The following is a 16,423-nucleotide window of genomic DNA, read 5'->3' as shown; positions in this document are numbered from 1 at the left end:
AGTCCGATGGAGCTGATGGACCACACCGCCGTCATCACCGGCGGGACGGCGGGCATCGGAATGGAATCCGCGCGACTGCTCGCAAGCGAGGGCGCCACCGTGATTGTCACGGGTCGCAATCCGGTCAGAGGTGCGCAAGCGGTGGAGCTGATTGGCCCGAACGCGCGGTTTATCCAGACCGACATGGCCGATCTCGAGTCGGTGAATTCGCTTGTGCAACAGTGCGGTGAGGTCGACATCATCGTCAACAACGCCGGCACTTTTCCGTCGGCGTTGACGGTCGAACAGAATGCGGCGTCTTTCGAGACATTGTTCGACACCAACGTTCGCGGTGCGTACTTCCTGGTAGCCGGCCTGATCCCGGGGATGCTGAAGCGCGGCCGTGGCAGCATCGTCAACATCACCACCATGGCCGCATTCAAGGGAATTCCCGGCGCCTCGGGCTACAGCGCTTCCAAAGCCGCGCTGGAATCGCTCACCCGCACCTGGGCCGCCGAATTCGGAGCGGCCGGGGTGCGGGTGAACAGCGTCGCGCCCGGGCCCACCCGCACGCCCGGCGTGGCCGCGGAATGGGGGGAAGTCAACGAGGACCTGGGGAGGGCGCTGCCGTTGGGCCGCACCGCCTTCCCGTCCGAGATCGCCGAGGCGGTGCTCTTCCTGAGTTCTCCGCGGTCCAGCTTTGTCACCGGTTCGACCCTGCATGTCGATGGGGGCGGTGTGGCTGTGTGAGGTCCTTTCGGCCCAGAAGCGTTCGCGCGGGGTCACTCTCACATGGGGGCAAGCCGCCACAGCGTTGTTCGAGCATGCCCGCGCACACGCCCGATAAGCGAAAGGTCTAGCGCTGGCTGTTGCGCTCCGCCTAGCATCCAAGCACGAGAACGTTGGGGCGAACCAAAGACGAGGAGCACCAATTGCCCGTGCAACCGACCAGCGGCGCGCCCTTCGACAGAACTCGGCTCACCAGGCGCGGTTTCATGGCCGCCGGCATCGCCGGCGGGTTGGCGCTGACGGCGTGCAGTCAAACCAAGCCCGAGCCGTCGGGCAGTGCCCGGATGTCGGCGGCCATCGCCGAAACCGAGGCCGCCCGACCGCATAGCGGCCGCACCGTCACCGCCAAGCTGACGGCCCAACAGGTCCAGGTCGACCTGGGTGGACCGATCGTCCGCACGCTGGCCTTCGGCAACGGCATCCCCGGCCCGGTGATCCGCGCCAGCATCGGCGACGAGGTCGAGGTGACGGTGTCCAACCGACTCGACCATCCGACGTCGGTGCATTGGCACGGCATCGCCCTACGCAACGACATGGACGGCGCCGAGCCGGCGACCCCCAACATCGCGGCCGGCCAGGATTTCACCTACCGGTTCTCGGTGCCGAATTCCGGGACCTACTGGGCACATCCGCATACCGGCCTCGACGAGGACACCGGTCTGTATCTGCCGGTCATCGTCGACGACCCGACCGAGGGCAACTACGACGCCGAGTGGATCGTCGTCCTCGACGATTGGACCGACGGCGCCGGAAAGAGTCCCCAGCAGCTCTACAGCGAACTGAGTAACCCAAACAAGCCTCCGCAGAACGCGCCCGAAACGACGACGCCGACGACCACGACGACGGAGACAAGTTCATCGGCGTCGGAGACGACGTCGACCAGCCCGACAGCCTCGACGAGCGCCGCGCCCCCGCCTCCGGCGGCGGGCGTCGGCACCAGCGACCTCCTTGGCGGCGACGCCGGAGACATCGCCTACCCGTACTATCTGGCCAACGGGCGAATTCCCGCCTCGCCCATGACCTTTAATGCCAAACCAGGCCAGCGCATCCGCATTCGCTTCATCAACACCGCCTCCGACACCACCTTCCGGGTGGCACTGGCCGGTCACGCGATGACGGTGACTCACACCGACGGCTACCCCGTGGTGCCCGCGCAGGTCGACGCCCTGCTGATCGGCATGGCCGAACGCTACGACGTCACCGTGACCGCCGCGGACGGTGTCTTCCCATTAGTCGCGGTCGCCGAAGGCAAGAACGGCCTGGCCCGCGCAGTGCTTTCCACCGGGGCCGGCAGCGCACCCGACCCGCAGTTTCAACCCGCCGAACTCACCAAGCGGGTGGGCACCGTCGAGATGTTCACCGCGACAACGCCGGTCAACCTTGGCCGCCCGGACCCCCGGCTCAACCTGCCCGTGGTCCTGGGCGGCAACATGACGCAATACAACTGGACGATCAACGGGCAGCCCTACGGCAAGACGAATCCGCTGCACGTGCACCAGGGGCAACGGCCGACCATCACGTTCGACAACACGACGATGATGTATCACCCGATCCACCTGCACGGGCACACATTCCAGGTGATCAAGGCGGACGGGAGCCCGGGCGCCCGCAAAGACACCGTCATGGTGCTGCCCAAGCAGAAGCTCGCCGCCGTGCTCGTCGCCGACAATCCCGGCACCTGGGTGATGCACTGCCACAACACCTATCACCAAGTGGCGGGAATGATGACCCGCCTGGACTACGTCTTCTGACGTTCAGACCGCGCCCAGGAAATCCAGCAGCATCTCGTCTACCACCGAGGCCTGCTCGATCTGGGGGCAGTGTCCGGCCTTCTCGACCACCACCGAGCGGGCGCCGTCGACCTGCTTGGCGATCTCGGCGGCCCAACCGGCCGGAAGGAGTTTGTCGCCTCCCCCTTCGACGACCAGCGTGGGCACGCCGATGCGTTCGTAGGCGCGAGCGCTCGATGGCGTCGCCGACGGCGTGGCTCCCGGGCGGCGAAACCTGGCCGCGGCGACGGCTTCCCACGCCCCCGGCGCGGTGCTCGATTCGTAACGACGCCGTACGTAGTCGTCGTCATCGGGATAGCCGGGGTCGAAGAACAACGCCTCGACGATGCGGCGCATCGCCGGCAGCGTGGCGTCATAGTTCTGTAGCGCCTCGAAATGCCGGTTCTGCTGGATTTCTCCGCCGCCGCAGATGATCACCAAGCTGCGAACCGGCAGCAGCGGGGTCTCCGACGTGGCATCGGTGAGCAGATTGATGGCGCCCATCGAATTGCCGACGAAGTGCGCCGAGTCGACCCCGAGCAACTCGCAAAACCGTGCCACATGCCGGATCCGCATGCCGCGGCCGTCGACGAAATCGATGACCTTCGCGGATTGCCCGAATCCCAGCTGGTCGGGCGCCAAGACCCGATATCGTGCCGACAGCGCGGCGAAGTTGCGTTCCCACCCCAGTTCGGCGCCGGCGCCGAACTCACCACCGTGCAGCAGTACCACCGGGTCGCCGTCGCCGGCTTCCAGATAGCTGGTGGTCAGCCCATCGACCGACAGCGTTTTGCGCTGCATCACTTGATCGCGATCGGGTTCACCGGCGAGCCCACTGCCCCAACGAATCTCAGGGGCGGTGCGATGAGTTGAAACTCGTACACACCGTCGGCGGCGCAGTCGGCGGCCAGTGCCGTGAAGTCCCAATACTCGCCGAGCATCAGGCCCATGTCGCGCAGCGTCAACAGGTGGAACGGCAAGAACACGCCGTCAACCCCGGACACCGGGTCTTCGACCTGGAGATTGTCGGACGCGACCGCGGCGATCTCGTGATCGTGCAGCCACTGGGCGCACTGCCAGTCCAGGCCGGAATACGGTTCGGTCTTGTTGCCCGTCTGCAGGAACCTCGTCCACCAGCCGGTGCGAATGAGCAGGATGTCACCGCGCCCGATCGTCACGCCCTGGGAGCGGACGACATCGTCCAATTCCGCTGGAGTGATGGGTTTTCCATGCTCCAGGAAGACCTCCGCGCCGCGATGGCGCACCACATCCAGCAGGACACCGCGCGAGGTGATGCCCTTGCCGTCAACCTTCTCGATGCCGAGGTGGCGGGCCCCGAGGCTGGTCACCGACCCCGCCGGAATCCCGTTGTAGAGCTTGTCGTCGTAGTAGACGTGCGACAACGCGTCCCACTGGGTGGCCGCCTGCAGCGGCATGATGATCATGTCGTCGTTGAACCTGAACAGGTTGTCGACGAAGTACGGACCCATCTGCGCCGCCGTGGGATTGCGATCCCAATTCGGGCCGTAGTGAGCGAGCGTGCTGGCGTCACCACCATCCACCGTCATCACGTGAATGGGATTGTGCCGAAAACCGAAGGCGCCCTGCGGCCCCGACGACCCGAAGTCCACCCCGAGCGGAAAAACCTTGCCGTGGCGGACCAAACCCGCTGCCTGGGCGATCTTTTCGGAGGTGATGAAGTTCAGCGTGCCGAGTTCGTCGTCATCGCCCCAGCGGCCCCAGTTACTGACATCGCGAGCGGCCCGGCGAAAGTCGGTCACACTGGCCACGGAGCACGTCCTTCCTCGAGTTCGCCAGCGATCGCGGCGCCCACGTTTCCGCCGTCAACCCACAACACCTGGCCCGAAATATAGCTGGCGGCATCGCTATTCAGGAAGAGCAGAACCGAGGCCTGCTCGGCGGGCTCGGAAACGCGACCCAGCGGCTTGGCGATGTCGTCGAGAAAGCCCTGCCCGTAGGCGGTGCGCAGCTGGTCCAGGATCGGCGTCTCGGTCACGCCGGGACCCGTGCAGTTGATGCGGATTCCCCGCGCGCCCAGTGGCGTGGCGCTGCGCATGGTGTACAGGATGATCGCTTCCTTGGACAACTGATAGCCGGTACCCAGCACGTCGGGATGCTCACGGCACCAGTCGATGCCCGCCTGCATCGTCGCCGTATGCAGCAGCGGCGCCACCTCCCGCAGGTGCTCCCGATAGGCGGCCGCCGCGAGCGATGACACGCTCACGATGGACGACCCCGCGGACATCTTCGGTATCAGCGCCTCGGTGAGATGGCGCATCCCCAGGAAGTTGACGGTCACCACCAGCAGCGGGTCGCCGATCCCGGACGACACGCCGGCGACGTTGAACAACGCATCGACCGGACCGGTCACGTCGGCTACCGCCGACTCGATCGATGTCCGATCAGCCAGGTCGACCTCGTGGAACCCGTCGATCGCGAAGTCCGGCCGTCGCTTGTCCAGGCCGATGACTTCGGCCCCGAGCTCGCTGAGCTGCCGCACCACGTGTTCGCCGATGCCGGAGGCACATCCGGTGACCACCGCACGGCGACCGTCGTAGCGCCACAGCTCGTCGATTGCTCCCAAGGCTCGCCTCGAAATTCTCCGGTTTACTTCTGCTGTTCCTTCGCGCGCTGCGCCGCCTGCACGCGGCCTTCGTTGATCTCCGCCATGGCTTCGGGGATCTCACTGGCGGTGAACTTACCGCCGCGGCCAGTCGGGAGCCCACCAAACGAGTAATCCTCGTCGAATTGCGGTGCGGTCGATTCCGGGCGACGCGACTCCACCTTCTCGATGACGGGCTCCAGCCGCTTCGCCTTTTCCGCCACGGCCTTCGCGTCGCGCTCGATGAACTCGGGAAGCACCTCGGAGCCCATCAGCTCGATGGATTCCATGGTGCCCTCGTGGCTGCGCGGGTTGAGCAGCAGGATGATCTCGTCGACGCCGCTTTCTTCGTAGCCGCGGAGGAACTCGCGCACCGTGGCCGGCGATCCGATCGCACCCCGGCCGGGGCCGTACGCCAGCGTCGGATCCTTTTCCACCTCTTCGAGATAGCGCTGCCACACCCCGGTGCGCCCCGGCGTGTGCACCCCCGTCATGTAGTAGTGCATGATTCCGAACGAGAAGAATCCGCCGCCCTGTCCGAGCCGCTGCAGGGCCTGCTCATCGGTCTTGGCGACCATCATCGACAGGTCGCCGCCGATGGCCAGGATGTTCGGGTTGATGCGGGGGGTGACCGGGACGCCGTTCTCCTCGAACTCCTTGTAGTAGCCGTTCACCCGCTCGGTCAGCGGACCGGGACCCGTGTAGGCGAAACTCAAAGCGCCGATGGCCTTTTGCGCCGCCATCTGCACGCTGGCCGGCCGCGTGCAGGCGACCCACACCGGCGGGTGCGGCTTTTGCAGCGGCTTGGGGACGACGTTGCGTGCCGGCATCTGGACATGCTCGCCGTTGAACCCGGTGAACGGTTCTTCGATCATGCAGCGGATCGAGACCTCGAGGGCCTCTTCCCACTGCGCCCGCTTGTCGGCGGGGTCGATGTTGAATCCGCCGAGCTCACCGACCGACGACGATTCCCCGGTGCCGAATTCGACGCGGCCGTTGGACAGCAGGTCGAGCGTGGCGATGCGCTCGGCCACCCGCGCCGGGTGATTGACCACCGGCGGCAGGTGCATGATGCCGAACCCCAGCCGGATGTTCTTGGTCCGCTGGCTGGCCGCGGCCAGGAAGATCTCCGGGGCCGTCGAGTGGCAGTACTCCTCGAGGAAGTGATGCTCGGTCAGCCACACGGTGGAAAAGCCCGCCTTGTCGGCGGCCTCGACCTCGTTGAGACAGTCCTGCAGCAGGACGTGTTCGTCGTCGGGCGCCCAGGGCCGCGGCAGGGCGAATTCGTAAAACAGCGAAATTTTCATCGTTACCTCCTATGAGTATTAGCGGCTCGGTTGGCTGCTTGTGCCGCAACGTGTTTCGCTGCGACGTAGCCGAAGGTCATGGCTGGGCCGATGGTCGCCCCGGCACCGGCGTAACTGCGGCCCATCACCGGTGCGGAGGTGTTACCCACTGCGTAGAGGCCGGGCACCACCGTGCCATCGGTCCGCAGCACGCGGGCGTGCTCGTCGGTCAGGAGACCGCCCGAGGTGCCCAGGTCGCCGAGCACGATCCGGAAGGCGTAGTACGGCGGATCGCCGAGGGGGTGCAGGTTCGGGTTGGGCAGGGTGTGGTCGCCGTAGTAGTTGTCGTACACGCTGTCGCCGCGGTTGAAATCGTCGTCGTGTCCCTTGCGGGCGAGTTCGTTAAAGCGGCGGGCAGTTTCGGTCAGCTGGCTTGCGGGCACGCCGATCTTGGCCGCCATCTCGTCCCATGACATGGCCGCCTTGACCACACCGGATTCCAGCCAGGCCGATGGGATTTTGCGGCCGGTGGGCACCGGCGCCCCCGGAATTTTCGGTATGGGCAGGTGTCCACCGACGACGTAGCGATTGAACGATCTGTGGTCGGTGATCAGCCAGCAGGGGATGTGGGTGATGCCGGACCTCTGGCCCTCGATCATGGCGTGGCCGAAGTCCATGTAGGGAGCCGCCTCGTTGATGAAGCGCTTGCCCGCACCGTTGACGATGAACTGGGCCGGCATCATCCGCTCGTTGAGCATGAACTGCATCCGGCCGTCCGGCCACTGGATCGCCGGGAACCACCAGGCTTCGTCCAGCAAATCCGTTGCGGCGCCGATCTGTTGGCCGGCGCGGATACCGTCGCCCATCGCCGCGGGATTGCCGAAGCTCCAGTCCTGGTCCACCTCGGGCAGAAGTTCTTTGCGCCAGGCCAGATCGTGGTCGAATCCCCCCGACGCCAGGATGACGCCCATACGTGCGCCGACGCGCTGTGTGTCGCCCTCGCGTTCCACCACCGCTCCGGTGACCGCCCCCTCGGAATCGGTGAGCAGTCGCACCATCGGCGACTCCAGCCACAGCGGGATGCCGCGTTCCCGCAGCGCCAGCCGGAGCCGGGCCGCGAGCGACTGACCGATGGCGGCCATCCGCTCGCCGAACACCCGGGCCCGGACCATCCGCGAAATCAATTTGAGCAGCACACCCTTGCCTGCCCATGACTGCCTGATGCGGTAGAACGTGCGCAATTCCTTGGGGCCCAGCCAGATTCCCTTCGGTGCCAGCGCCAGCGGCTGCAGCAGCTTCTGCTCGTCGGCACCCAACTTCCGCAGGTCGATTGGCGGCACGTTGATGGTGCTGCCCAGTTCGGAGCCCCCGGGCAACTCGGGATAGTAGTCGGCATAGCCGGGCTTCCAGACGAATTCGAACCATCCGGACAGTTGCTCCAAGAACTGCAGCATCTGTGGTGCCGTCTCGACGTACTGCCGTAACCGTGCCTCGCTGACCAGGCCGTCGGTGATCCGTTTGAGGTATTCCACGACGCCCTCGGGCGAGGGCACATAGCCCTCCCGCCGCTGCGCGGGGGCACCGGGGACCCAGATGCCGCCGCCGGACAGAGCGGTGGAACCGCCGAAGTGCGAGGACTTTTCGATCACCAACGCGTCGAGGCCGGCCGCCTGGGCCGTCAGTGCGGCCGTCATACCGCCACCGCCGGATCCGACGATGAGTACATCGACGACGTGATCGAAATCGTCCGAGGCCGCCGTCATTTCGGAAGTGCCGTTCTGATGGCGAACCCGGCGATCAGTTCGGGCGCTGGTTTGTAGTAGCGCCCGGTGATTTCGTAGGGGCCCACCGCTTCCAGCGCCGCGAATGCCGCTACCCACGTGCGGATCTCCTGTGCGGAGCTGCCGCCCTCGTGAGCGACGAACGAATTCGACCATCCATCCAGTTCGCTCAGCCATCCCCCGTCGATGATCTCCAGGAAGCGGTGGTCCCACGCCGGGTTGAGTGCCTGCAGCTCACTGTCACCGGCGGCGAAGCTCTTGGCCGCGTCGATGACGGCGGCTTGCCGGGCCTGGCGCTGCTCGGACGTCATCGGCTGGCCGTGCACGATCCGCTCCAGCACCGGTGCGGGCGCGGTCGCCAAGCTCGGCACCGGCGGGCTGTGCGACAGCCCGCCGGATCCCAGAATCAGGACGCGCTTGTCCAGGGTGGCAAGGTAATTGCCGACGGAGGTACCCAGGGCGCGGCAACGGTGCATCGGGCCCAGCGGTACCCCGATCGCATTGACGAAGATCGGTATCACCGGACGCGAGGTGGCGTCCCCGAACAGCTTCTCCAGCGGCTGGACCGTCCCGTGGTCGACGTCCATGCTGGCCGATACCGCGACGTCGACGCCAGCGTCGAGGACCGCCTTCGCGCAGTCGGCCGCGAGGGTTTCCGGCACGTTGAGCGGGCCGGCGTGGGTGCCGTAGTCCCCCACTCCGCGGGCGCTGGTGCCGATGCAGAAGGGCGGCATCACCTTGTAGAAGAAGCCGTTGTAGTGATCCGGGGAAAAACTGACGACCAGTTCGGGGTCGTAGTCTTCGACGAATCGCCGGGCTTGCGCGATTGCGCCCTCGATGTCATCAAGCAGGTCCCGCGACGGCCCCGGAAGATTCAGGAGAGGGCTGTGCGACATACAGCACAGAGCCAGTGCCATTTTGCAAATCACCCCCTCGCGGCGTGAGTGTGAGCGCGTCGATAAGCGCGGCGCTCAGGTCCGGCGCGCGCTGAGCGATGCAGGCGCCCGCGACGCACCGGTCGGGGCGCAGGAACAGCACCGACTCCGAGTGCGTGTCGAACCAGGACTTTAGGCCGCCATGCCGATCACCCACCACGACGACATCGGGGTCGTCGTGCCCCGCCCAGTGCAGCTGGGTCGCCGGTCGGAGCGCGAAGAAGCGCGCGCCCAACGCTTTCCAGTTCGCGAACGCGACGTCGCCGAGGATTTTGCGGGGGTTGTTGTTCCAGCACAACACCGCGAACCAAGAACCAAGCACATCGTCGAGCAACACGTCCTGCCGATCCCGGGTGTCGACGCGCGGCTGGATGAACAGCGTTCCCACCGGCGAATCGGCGCGTCCCGGCGCAACGTGCACGACGGCTCCGTGCTCATAACGCGGCATCGGCTTGAACCGCATCTCCAGCACATATCGCTTGAGCGACGGGACGATTGACGCCGACCGGATCAGGAGATCTCGCGCGTTCGCCACCCGGCGGTTGGTGGGCGAGATCACCCGCCCCACCATGGTCGACAGGTCGATCATGGCGCGGGCGTGCTTGCGGCGTTCCACGTCGTAGGTGTCCAACAGCTTGTCGTCGGCCCGCCCGCTCACCACCGCGGCGAGCTTCCAACCGAGGTTCGCCGCGTCCCGGATCCCGCTGTTGTAACCCTGCCCCTGCCACACCGGCATCAGGTGGGCGGCGTCGCCGGCCAGCAGCAGCCGGCCCTGCCGGAACGCGCCGGCGATCCGCGAGTGGTGGGTATACACGCGGCGCCGGATGACGTCGACCCGGTCGGGGTGAGGCACCATCCGGGCCAGCATCCGGGTCAGGAACGCCGGATCTTCGGCCTGTTCGTCGGTCTCGTCGGCGTGAATCATGAACTCGAAGCGGCGAATTCCGTGGGCGATCGAGATCGAGGCGTACGGGCGTTCGGGGTCGGCGCCGACCTCGCTGTTCGGGTGGCCAAGCGGGTCGTTGGCGATGTCGACCACCAGCCAGCGCGTCGATGACGTCGTCCCGTCGAACGACACCCCCATCACCCGGCGGGTCATGCTGCGGCCGCCGTCGCACCCGACCACGTAACGGGCCCGCAGGCGTGCGGTGTCGCCGTCGTTGTCACCACCGCCGCCGAGTTCGACGGTCACCCCGTCGGCGCTTTCCTGGCATGCGGTCATCGGGCGTCCCCAGCGCACCTGGACGTGCTCGAATCGGTCCAAGCCGGCCAACAATTCGGCGTCGACGAGGGGTTGCACGAAGCCATTTCGTTTCGGCCAGCCGAAACGTGCGTCCGGCGGGGCCATTTCGGCGAGCACGCGGCGCTTGGCGTCGACGAAGCGCAAGATCTGATTGGGCACCGTGTGCGGCAGCACCCGGTCGGCGAGTCCGATCGACTGGAAGGTCCGCAACGCCTCGTCGTCCAGTCCGACGCCACGCGGATAGTCGATGAGGGTGTCCCGCTCGTCGACCACCATGGTTCGGATACCTTGCAGGCCAAGGATGTTGGCGAGGGTCAACCCGACCGGGCCCGCGCCGACGACCAGGACATCGGTTTCGATGTCACCCACCTCCCGCTTTGGTGCGACCATCACCGGCCCAGCAGGAAATCGAGATGCAGGCGATTGAAAGTCTTGGCGTCCTCGTACTGCGGCCAGTGGCCACAACCGGGCATCACCTCGAAGCGGGCGCCCGGGATCATCGACGCCATGCGACGCCCCTCCGTGACGTCGGCGGTCGGATCGTCACTGGTCCACAGCACCAGCGTCGGGGCGACGATCGAGCCGTATTCGTCCGGGCCGAGGATGTTGCGCGCCCGGATCTCGGGATCCTGCAGCGCCATGATGTCGCTCATCGCCGAGACGAACCCCGGTTGGCGATACACGCGCTGGCGGCTGGCGACCAGGTCGTCGTAGCCCTTGGACTTGTCGGCCATCAGCCATTTGATGCGCGCCTGCACCGTTTCCCAGGTCGGGTCCTCGGCGGCCGCCATGGACAGCGTGATGATCCGTTGCATCACCACGGGATCGGCCTGGGAGCCACCGGCGGTGTTAAGCACAAGCCGCTCAACCACATCCGGGTGGTCGATGGCCGCGCGTGCGGCTACCCAGCCGCCGAGCGATTCGCCGCTGAGGTAGGCACGGTCGACACCGATGGTGCGCAGCACGGCCATCAGGTGCTCGACGTAGTGGGCGACTTCCAGTGGGTGGCCCGGCTTGTCGGTGTACCCGTGGCCGAGCATGTCGATCGACCAGGTCCAGAAATGCTCGGCGTGTGCAGCCAGGTTGCGCACATAGGCCTCGGCATGTCCGCCGGATCCGTGCAACAAGACCAACACCGGCTTCCCGGGATCACCGGCTCGCAGGTAGCGCGTCCGCACTCCTCCGGCGTCGAGGTAGCCCTGCTCAAACGCGACGCCCTGCAGATCGCTCCAGATGCTCTCGAACTCCGCCACGGTGCTGTCCGGCCTCCAGATCGGGGAAATCTCGTTCTCGTGTTCGGCTTACCTAGTGTGCTAATATCGCACACTAATGTGCGTTATATATAGAGCTTCGCTCTCACGGGAAGGTCTGTCAAGGCTGTGACGGGCTCCGGTACCGGCTCGCAGACCCTGGCCAGGGGCCTGACCGCGCTGCAGATGGTGGCGGACTCGCCCAGCGGGTTGACGGTGCAGCAGCTCGCCGACCAGGTCGGGGTGCACCGCACCATCGCCTACCGACTGCTCACGACGTTGGCCGAGTTCCGGCTGGTGGCCAAGGGAGAGGACGGGCGCTACCGTCCGGCGGCGGGCCTGGCCGTGCTCGGCGCTTCCTTCGACCGCAATGTGCGCCAGGTGAGTCTGCCGACGCTGCGCGCGCTGGCCGACGAGCTCGGCACGACCGTGTCGCTGCTCATCGCCGAAGGCGACCAGCAGGTGGCGATCGCGGTGATCGTGCCCAGCCACGTCGCCTACCAGCTCTCGTTTCACGAAGGCAGCCGATATCCGCTGGACCGCGGCGCGGCCGGGATCGCCTTGCTCGCGTGCATGCCTCCGCGTCCGGGCGAGCGGGAGCTGGTTTCCCGTGCGCGCGAACGTGGTTGGGTGACGACCTATGGCGAGATCGAACCGAACACCTACGGCCTGGCCGTCGGGGTGCGCCGCCCGGTGCCCTCGCCACCGACGTGCATCAACCTCATCTCGCACCGAGAAGACGTGGTGATGCGCGGGAAGGACGCGGTCGTGAAAGCCGCCAAGCAGTTGTCGGAGCTCCTGAGCTAGCCACTGAGCTGAAGGGATAGCAGTCCATGTCATGGGACCACGAAGCCGATGTCGTCGTGCTCGGCAGTGGTGGTGCCGGCCTTACGGCCGCGCTGACCGCAGCCGTGGCGGGTGCCTCGGTGGAGGTTTACGAAAAGGCCTCGACGGTCGGCGGGACCACGGCCGTGTCGGGTGGCATAGTGTGGATCCCCGCCCACAACCGTTCTCCGGACGGCGAATTGACCCCGGCTGACGCGTTGCGATATCTGCGCGCGCAGTCGCTCGGTTCGATGGACGACGAGCTGGTGGAAACGTTCGTTCGCACCGGGCCGGCGATGCTCGACTTCATCGAGGCGCACAGCGGTCTTCAGTTCGAGATCGCCACCGGCTTTCCCGACTATCGTCCCGAGTTACCGGGCGGCCAACCGGCCGGTGGCAGGTCGCTGAGCGCCGCCCCCTTCGACCTGGCTCAGTTGGGCGAATGGGCAACTCGCATCACGTCTTTCCCGGCCGACTGGTCCAACGTCGGTTTCGATGCCGAGACCAGGGCGCGCCTGCACGCGGCGATCGACGAACGAACCAGCCATCTGTGCGTGGCCGGCACCGCGCTGATCGCGGGACTGCTCAAGGGCCTGCTGGATGCGGGGGTGACCCCACACACCAATGCCCGAGCCGAAGGTCTCATCGCCGACGACGGAGAAGTCACCGGAGTGCGCGTGGCCCTGCCGGACGGGACGATCAGTGTTCGCGCCCGGCATGGCGTCATCCTGGGCACCGGCGGCTTCGAGTGGGATCCCGCTCTGACACAAGCCTTTCTGCGCGGCCCCATGCACGGGGCGGTCTCGCCGCCCAACAACACCGGTGACGGCTTGCGCATGGCGATGGAGCAGGGGGCCGACCTGGCCAACATGGGCGAAGCGTGGTGGGTACCGATCGTGCAAATCCCGGGCGACACCATCGAGGGCAAGCCCCGCAGCCGCAGCGTGCGACTGGAAAGGACGCGGCCGCGCAGCATCATCGTCAACTCGGCCGGCCGCCGCTTCGTCAACGAGGCCTGCGATTACAACTCGATGGCCGGCGCCTTTCATTACCTGGACCCTCGCGGCGGCTACGTCAACGACCGCGGATGGATGGTGTTCGATTCGATTCACCTGCAGCGCTACGGATTTCTCGGTATCGAGCCGGGGCAGCCCGTCCCCGACTGGTTCTGCGAGTCGGCAGACCTCGCCGAGTTGGCCGCCAAGACCGGTATCGACGCCGACGGTCTGGCCCACACCGTCGAGAGCTGGAACCGTCACGTAGCCGCCGGCGCGGACCCCGACTTCGGTCGCGGCTCGAGCGCGTACGACGGCTACTGGGGTGACGACAGCGCGACCACCCCGGCCGGTAAGACCTTGGGCCCCATCGACACCGCGCCCTTCTACGCGGTGCCGGTGAGCATCGGCGCAATGGGCACCAAGGGCGGCCCCCGCACCGATCACGACGCCCGCGTCCTGCATGTCGGCGGCGAGCCGATACCGGGTCTTTTCGCCGCGGGCAACGCGATGGGCGGCGTGACCGGACGGGCCTACGGCGGCGCCGGCGGAACACTGGGCCCGGCAATGGTTTTCGGCTACCGTGCCGGCCATGCGGCCGCCACCGGGAAGTCGGTCGACCTGAAATAGGGGTTATCTCGATGGGCGCCGCCGAGCGCGGTGGCGCAAACCGTTCACCATGGGGCACGGTGATGGCGCTCCGTGGTGAACCTCCGCCGAACCAGTAGGTGACTTTCGTTCGTGATAGCGCCGGTGCTAGCGCGGATGGAATTCACCTAATGCGTGCCGATCACGGGTGCGCGGAGCGGTCAATTCCTCAACGGCACTTCGACGCAGACATGGGTTCCCACCGGGGCGTCGAGAAACATCAAGGCTCCCCCGGCGGCTTCCACCCGAGCCCGATGCGATGCCAGCCCGATGTGCCCCTCGCCCAGCCGCCGCGCCACCGTCTCCTGGCGCAACCCCACACCGTCGTCGACCACATGCAAGACACAGGTCCGGTCGGTGACCCCGAGCATGACCGTCGCCTGCCGGGCCCGAGCGTGCTGGACCACGTTGGACAGCAACTCGCGCGCCACCCCGAACACGACGGCGTCGATGTCGCGGCGCCCCGAGTATTCGATCTCTGTGCTGATGTCGATGCCGCAACGCTGCGCGGTGAACTCGGCGAGCTGCTGCACGGCGGCCCCCAGCCCGACCTGCTCGAGCACCGCCGGATGCAGCTCGAAAGTGGCCTGCCGCAGCCGTTCCGAGGCCAGCTGCAAGCCGCCCAGCGCCCGGCCGACCCGCTCGTCGCCCTCGAACGCCCCGTCCAGTTCGACGAGCTCCTGGCGCACCGCCAGGATGTCTTGCAGCGGTCCGTCGTGAATGAATTCCGAGATCCGGCGCGCCGCCTCGTCCGAGGCGTTCATCGTCTGGGCCAGCAACTCCTCCCGCAGCGCGCTCAATCCGGCCACCGAGCGGGTGTGGCGCTCCTCGATGCGCACCACCAGAAAGGCCGCGCAACAAAGGAATGCATAGAGCAGGAACCGAAACCCCGCCTCGGCCAACCTGTCCCCGCTCGACATCACCGGATCCTGTAGTACGGCAATGGCGAACCCGAGCATGGAGAAGATCAGCACCACCGCCGCCCGGCGCGAGGAGACGTCCAGCCCCAACAGGACGGGCAGCATGGCCATGATCAGCAGCGGGTAGATCCCGTTGGTGGACAACAGCTGAAACACCGTCAGCGCGACGATGTCGATGACGGTGAACGCAAACGGCTCCAGCCGGCCGATCGCGACCAGTCGGCCCATCCCGATCCAGCGTCGGAAAGGGGCGAAGGCCAGCCCGAATGCACAGAGCGCGACGAGTGTGTACAGGACGATCAGGACGCTTTCCTGCGGCCACTCCGATCGGCTGGTGCCGATGATCATGGCCGCGACCATGAGGCCGACCACTCCGATGCGCAGCACCGAGCCGATGCGGTACGAGCGCAACTGGTGAACCGTGCGCACCCGCTCCAGCTCTGCGTCACCGGCTACCGCCACCCGATCACCGTACTCATCCGCGTCCGTCACCCCGAAGCAAACGGGAAATTGACTCATCGGGCCGTCCGGAGATCGCGAACGTCGCTGCTCCGCAAACCGCTACACTCGTCGCCATGGTCGGCGCGGCTAGCCCGGAAAAGGTGCGCGTGGTCGTCGGCGATGATCACCCACTTTTTCGCGAGGGCGTGGTGCGGGCCCTGTCGTCGAGTGGTTCGGTGAACGTCGTCGGTGAGGCGGAAGACGGTTCTGCCGCATTGGAATTGATCAAGTCGCACGTGCCCGACGTCGCGTTGCTCGACTACCGGATGCCCGGCTTGGACGGCGCCCAGGTGGCGGCGGCGGTGCGGACGCAGGGGTTGCCCACCCGGGTGCTGCTGATCTCCGCGCACGACGAGTCGGCGATCGTGTACCAGGCGTTGCAACAGGGCGCCGCCGGGTTCGTGCTCAAGGACTCGACGCGCAGCGAGATCGTCAAGGCCGTGCTCGACTGCGCGCAGGGCCGCGACGTGGTGGCACCGGCGCTCGTCGGTGGTCTTGCCGCGGAGATCCGGCAGCGTGCGGAGCCGTCGGCACCCGTGCTCAGTGCGCGCGAGCGTGAGGTGCTCAACCGGATCGCCCGCGGTCAAAGCATCCCCGCGATCGCCGGTGAGCTCTTCGTGGCCCCGTCGACGGTCAAAACGCACGTGCAACGCCTCTACGAGAAGCTCGGCGTCGGCGATCGCGCGGCCGCCGTCGCCGAGGCAATGCGGCAAGGTCTGCTCAGCTAGCGGCCGACCAGGGATTCGGCTTGGGCGTGGACGCGATCTGCCGCGCCCGCACCACTGCTTTGGCCGACGCTATGGCCTCGGCGATCAGGTGGCGTGCCCCGCGTTCCACCTCGCAGAGGTGATCGCCGCTGCCGCCGGCCGCGATCAGCTG

General features: G+C 66.7%; 14 protein-coding genes. 5 read left to right on the top strand and 9 right to left on the bottom strand.

The annotated features are described in order from the left end of the window. Nucleotides 1–6: 6 nt before the first annotated feature. Both A9W96_RS14440 and A9W96_RS14435 read left to right on the top strand, forming a co-directional pair. Nucleotides 7–729, top strand: a complete 723-nt coding sequence (locus A9W96_RS14440) for an SDR family NAD(P)-dependent oxidoreductase (protein WP_066877994.1) — start codon at nt 7–9, stop codon at nt 727–729. Between the two features lie 182 nt (nt 730–911). Then, nucleotides 912–2,519, top strand: a complete 1,608-nt coding sequence (locus tag A9W96_RS14435; RefSeq protein ID WP_067019502.1) for a multicopper oxidase family protein — start codon at nt 912–914, stop codon at nt 2,517–2,519. Nucleotides 2,520–2,522: 3 nt separating this feature from the next. Here A9W96_RS14435 and A9W96_RS14430 read toward each other — a convergent pair whose 3' ends face one another. From A9W96_RS14430 to A9W96_RS14395, 8 genes are read right to left on the bottom strand one after another with little or no spacing between them, the layout of a single operon-like run. Next, nucleotides 2,523–3,338, bottom strand: coding sequence for an alpha/beta fold hydrolase (locus A9W96_RS14430; protein ID WP_067019504.1), 816 nt, complete (start codon nt 3,336–3,338; stop codon nt 2,523–2,525). Beyond that, nucleotides 3,338–4,327 (bottom strand): cyclase family protein, encoded by a 990-nt coding sequence (locus A9W96_RS14425; protein ID WP_066865712.1) that lies wholly within the window; start codon nt 4,325–4,327, stop codon nt 3,338–3,340. Before A9W96_RS14425 ends, A9W96_RS14430 begins: the two co-directional genes overlap by 1 nt. Next, on the bottom strand, nt 4,315–5,142 hold the full coding sequence (locus A9W96_RS14420; RefSeq protein ID WP_067140660.1) for a coniferyl-alcohol dehydrogenase: 828 nt from the start codon (nt 5,140–5,142) through the stop codon (nt 4,315–4,317). The genes A9W96_RS14425 and A9W96_RS14420 overlap by 13 nt, the downstream gene beginning before the upstream one ends. A gap of 23 nt (nt 5,143–5,165) precedes the next feature. Beyond that, on the bottom strand, nt 5,166–6,467 hold the full coding sequence (locus A9W96_RS14415) for an LLM class flavin-dependent oxidoreductase (RefSeq protein WP_066878004.1): 1,302 nt from the start codon (nt 6,465–6,467) through the stop codon (nt 5,166–5,168). A gap of 2 nt (nt 6,468–6,469) precedes the next feature. Further along, on the bottom strand, nt 6,470–8,209 hold the full coding sequence (locus tag A9W96_RS14410; RefSeq protein WP_067140657.1) for an FAD-binding protein: 1,740 nt from the start codon (nt 8,207–8,209) through the stop codon (nt 6,470–6,472). Next, entirely contained in the window at nt 8,206–9,123 is a 918-nt protein-coding gene (locus A9W96_RS14405; RefSeq protein WP_066878012.1) for a 3-carboxyethylcatechol 2,3-dioxygenase, read from the bottom strand. Before A9W96_RS14405 ends, A9W96_RS14410 begins: the two co-directional genes overlap by 4 nt. Then, a complete protein-coding gene (locus A9W96_RS14400; RefSeq protein WP_067140655.1) occupies nt 9,071–10,795 on the bottom strand; it encodes a bifunctional 3-(3-hydroxy-phenyl)propionate/3-hydroxycinnamic acid hydroxylase in 1,725 nt (574 codons plus the stop codon). The genes A9W96_RS14405 and A9W96_RS14400 overlap by 53 nt, the downstream gene beginning before the upstream one ends. Then, nucleotides 10,795–11,658 carry an alpha/beta fold hydrolase gene (locus A9W96_RS14395; protein WP_066865693.1) on the bottom strand — a complete coding sequence of 288 codons (864 nt, stop codon included), beginning with the start codon at nt 11,656–11,658 and terminating at the stop codon, nt 10,795–10,797. Before A9W96_RS14395 ends, A9W96_RS14400 begins: the two co-directional genes overlap by 1 nt. A 126-nt stretch (nt 11,659–11,784) precedes the next feature. Between A9W96_RS14395 and A9W96_RS14390 the strand changes: the two genes are divergently transcribed. Together A9W96_RS14390 and A9W96_RS14385 are read left to right on the top strand one after the other, a co-directional pair. Beyond that, the gene (locus tag A9W96_RS14390; protein WP_066865690.1) at nt 11,785–12,462 is read left to right on the top strand and encodes an IclR family transcriptional regulator; all 678 of its coding nucleotides are present in this window, start codon (nt 11,785–11,787) and stop codon (nt 12,460–12,462) included. Between the two features lie 26 nt (nt 12,463–12,488). Continuing rightward, nucleotides 12,489–14,105, top strand: a complete 1,617-nt coding sequence (locus A9W96_RS14385; protein WP_067140652.1) for an FAD-dependent oxidoreductase — start codon at nt 12,489–12,491, stop codon at nt 14,103–14,105. Nucleotides 14,106–14,284: 179 nt separating this feature from the next. Here A9W96_RS14385 and A9W96_RS14380 read toward each other — a convergent pair whose 3' ends face one another. Next, complete coding sequence (locus A9W96_RS14380) at nt 14,285–15,505, bottom strand: sensor histidine kinase (RefSeq protein ID WP_156765246.1); 1,221 nt, start codon at nt 15,503–15,505, stop codon at nt 14,285–14,287. A gap of 113 nt (nt 15,506–15,618) precedes the next feature. Here A9W96_RS14380 and A9W96_RS14375 point away from each other — a divergent pair, with 113 nt between their 5' ends. Continuing rightward, nucleotides 15,619–16,272, top strand: coding sequence for a response regulator transcription factor (locus A9W96_RS14375; RefSeq protein ID WP_066865675.1), 654 nt, complete (start codon nt 15,619–15,621; stop codon nt 16,270–16,272). Nucleotides 16,273–16,423: the final 151 nt, after the last annotated feature.

This window comes from Mycobacterium sp. 1245852.3 (assembly GCF_001669335.1).
GTDB lineage: Bacteria > Actinomycetota > Actinomycetes > Mycobacteriales > Mycobacteriaceae > Mycobacterium > Mycobacterium europaeum_A.
This window is presented reverse-complemented; position numbering and strand designations above follow the sequence as displayed.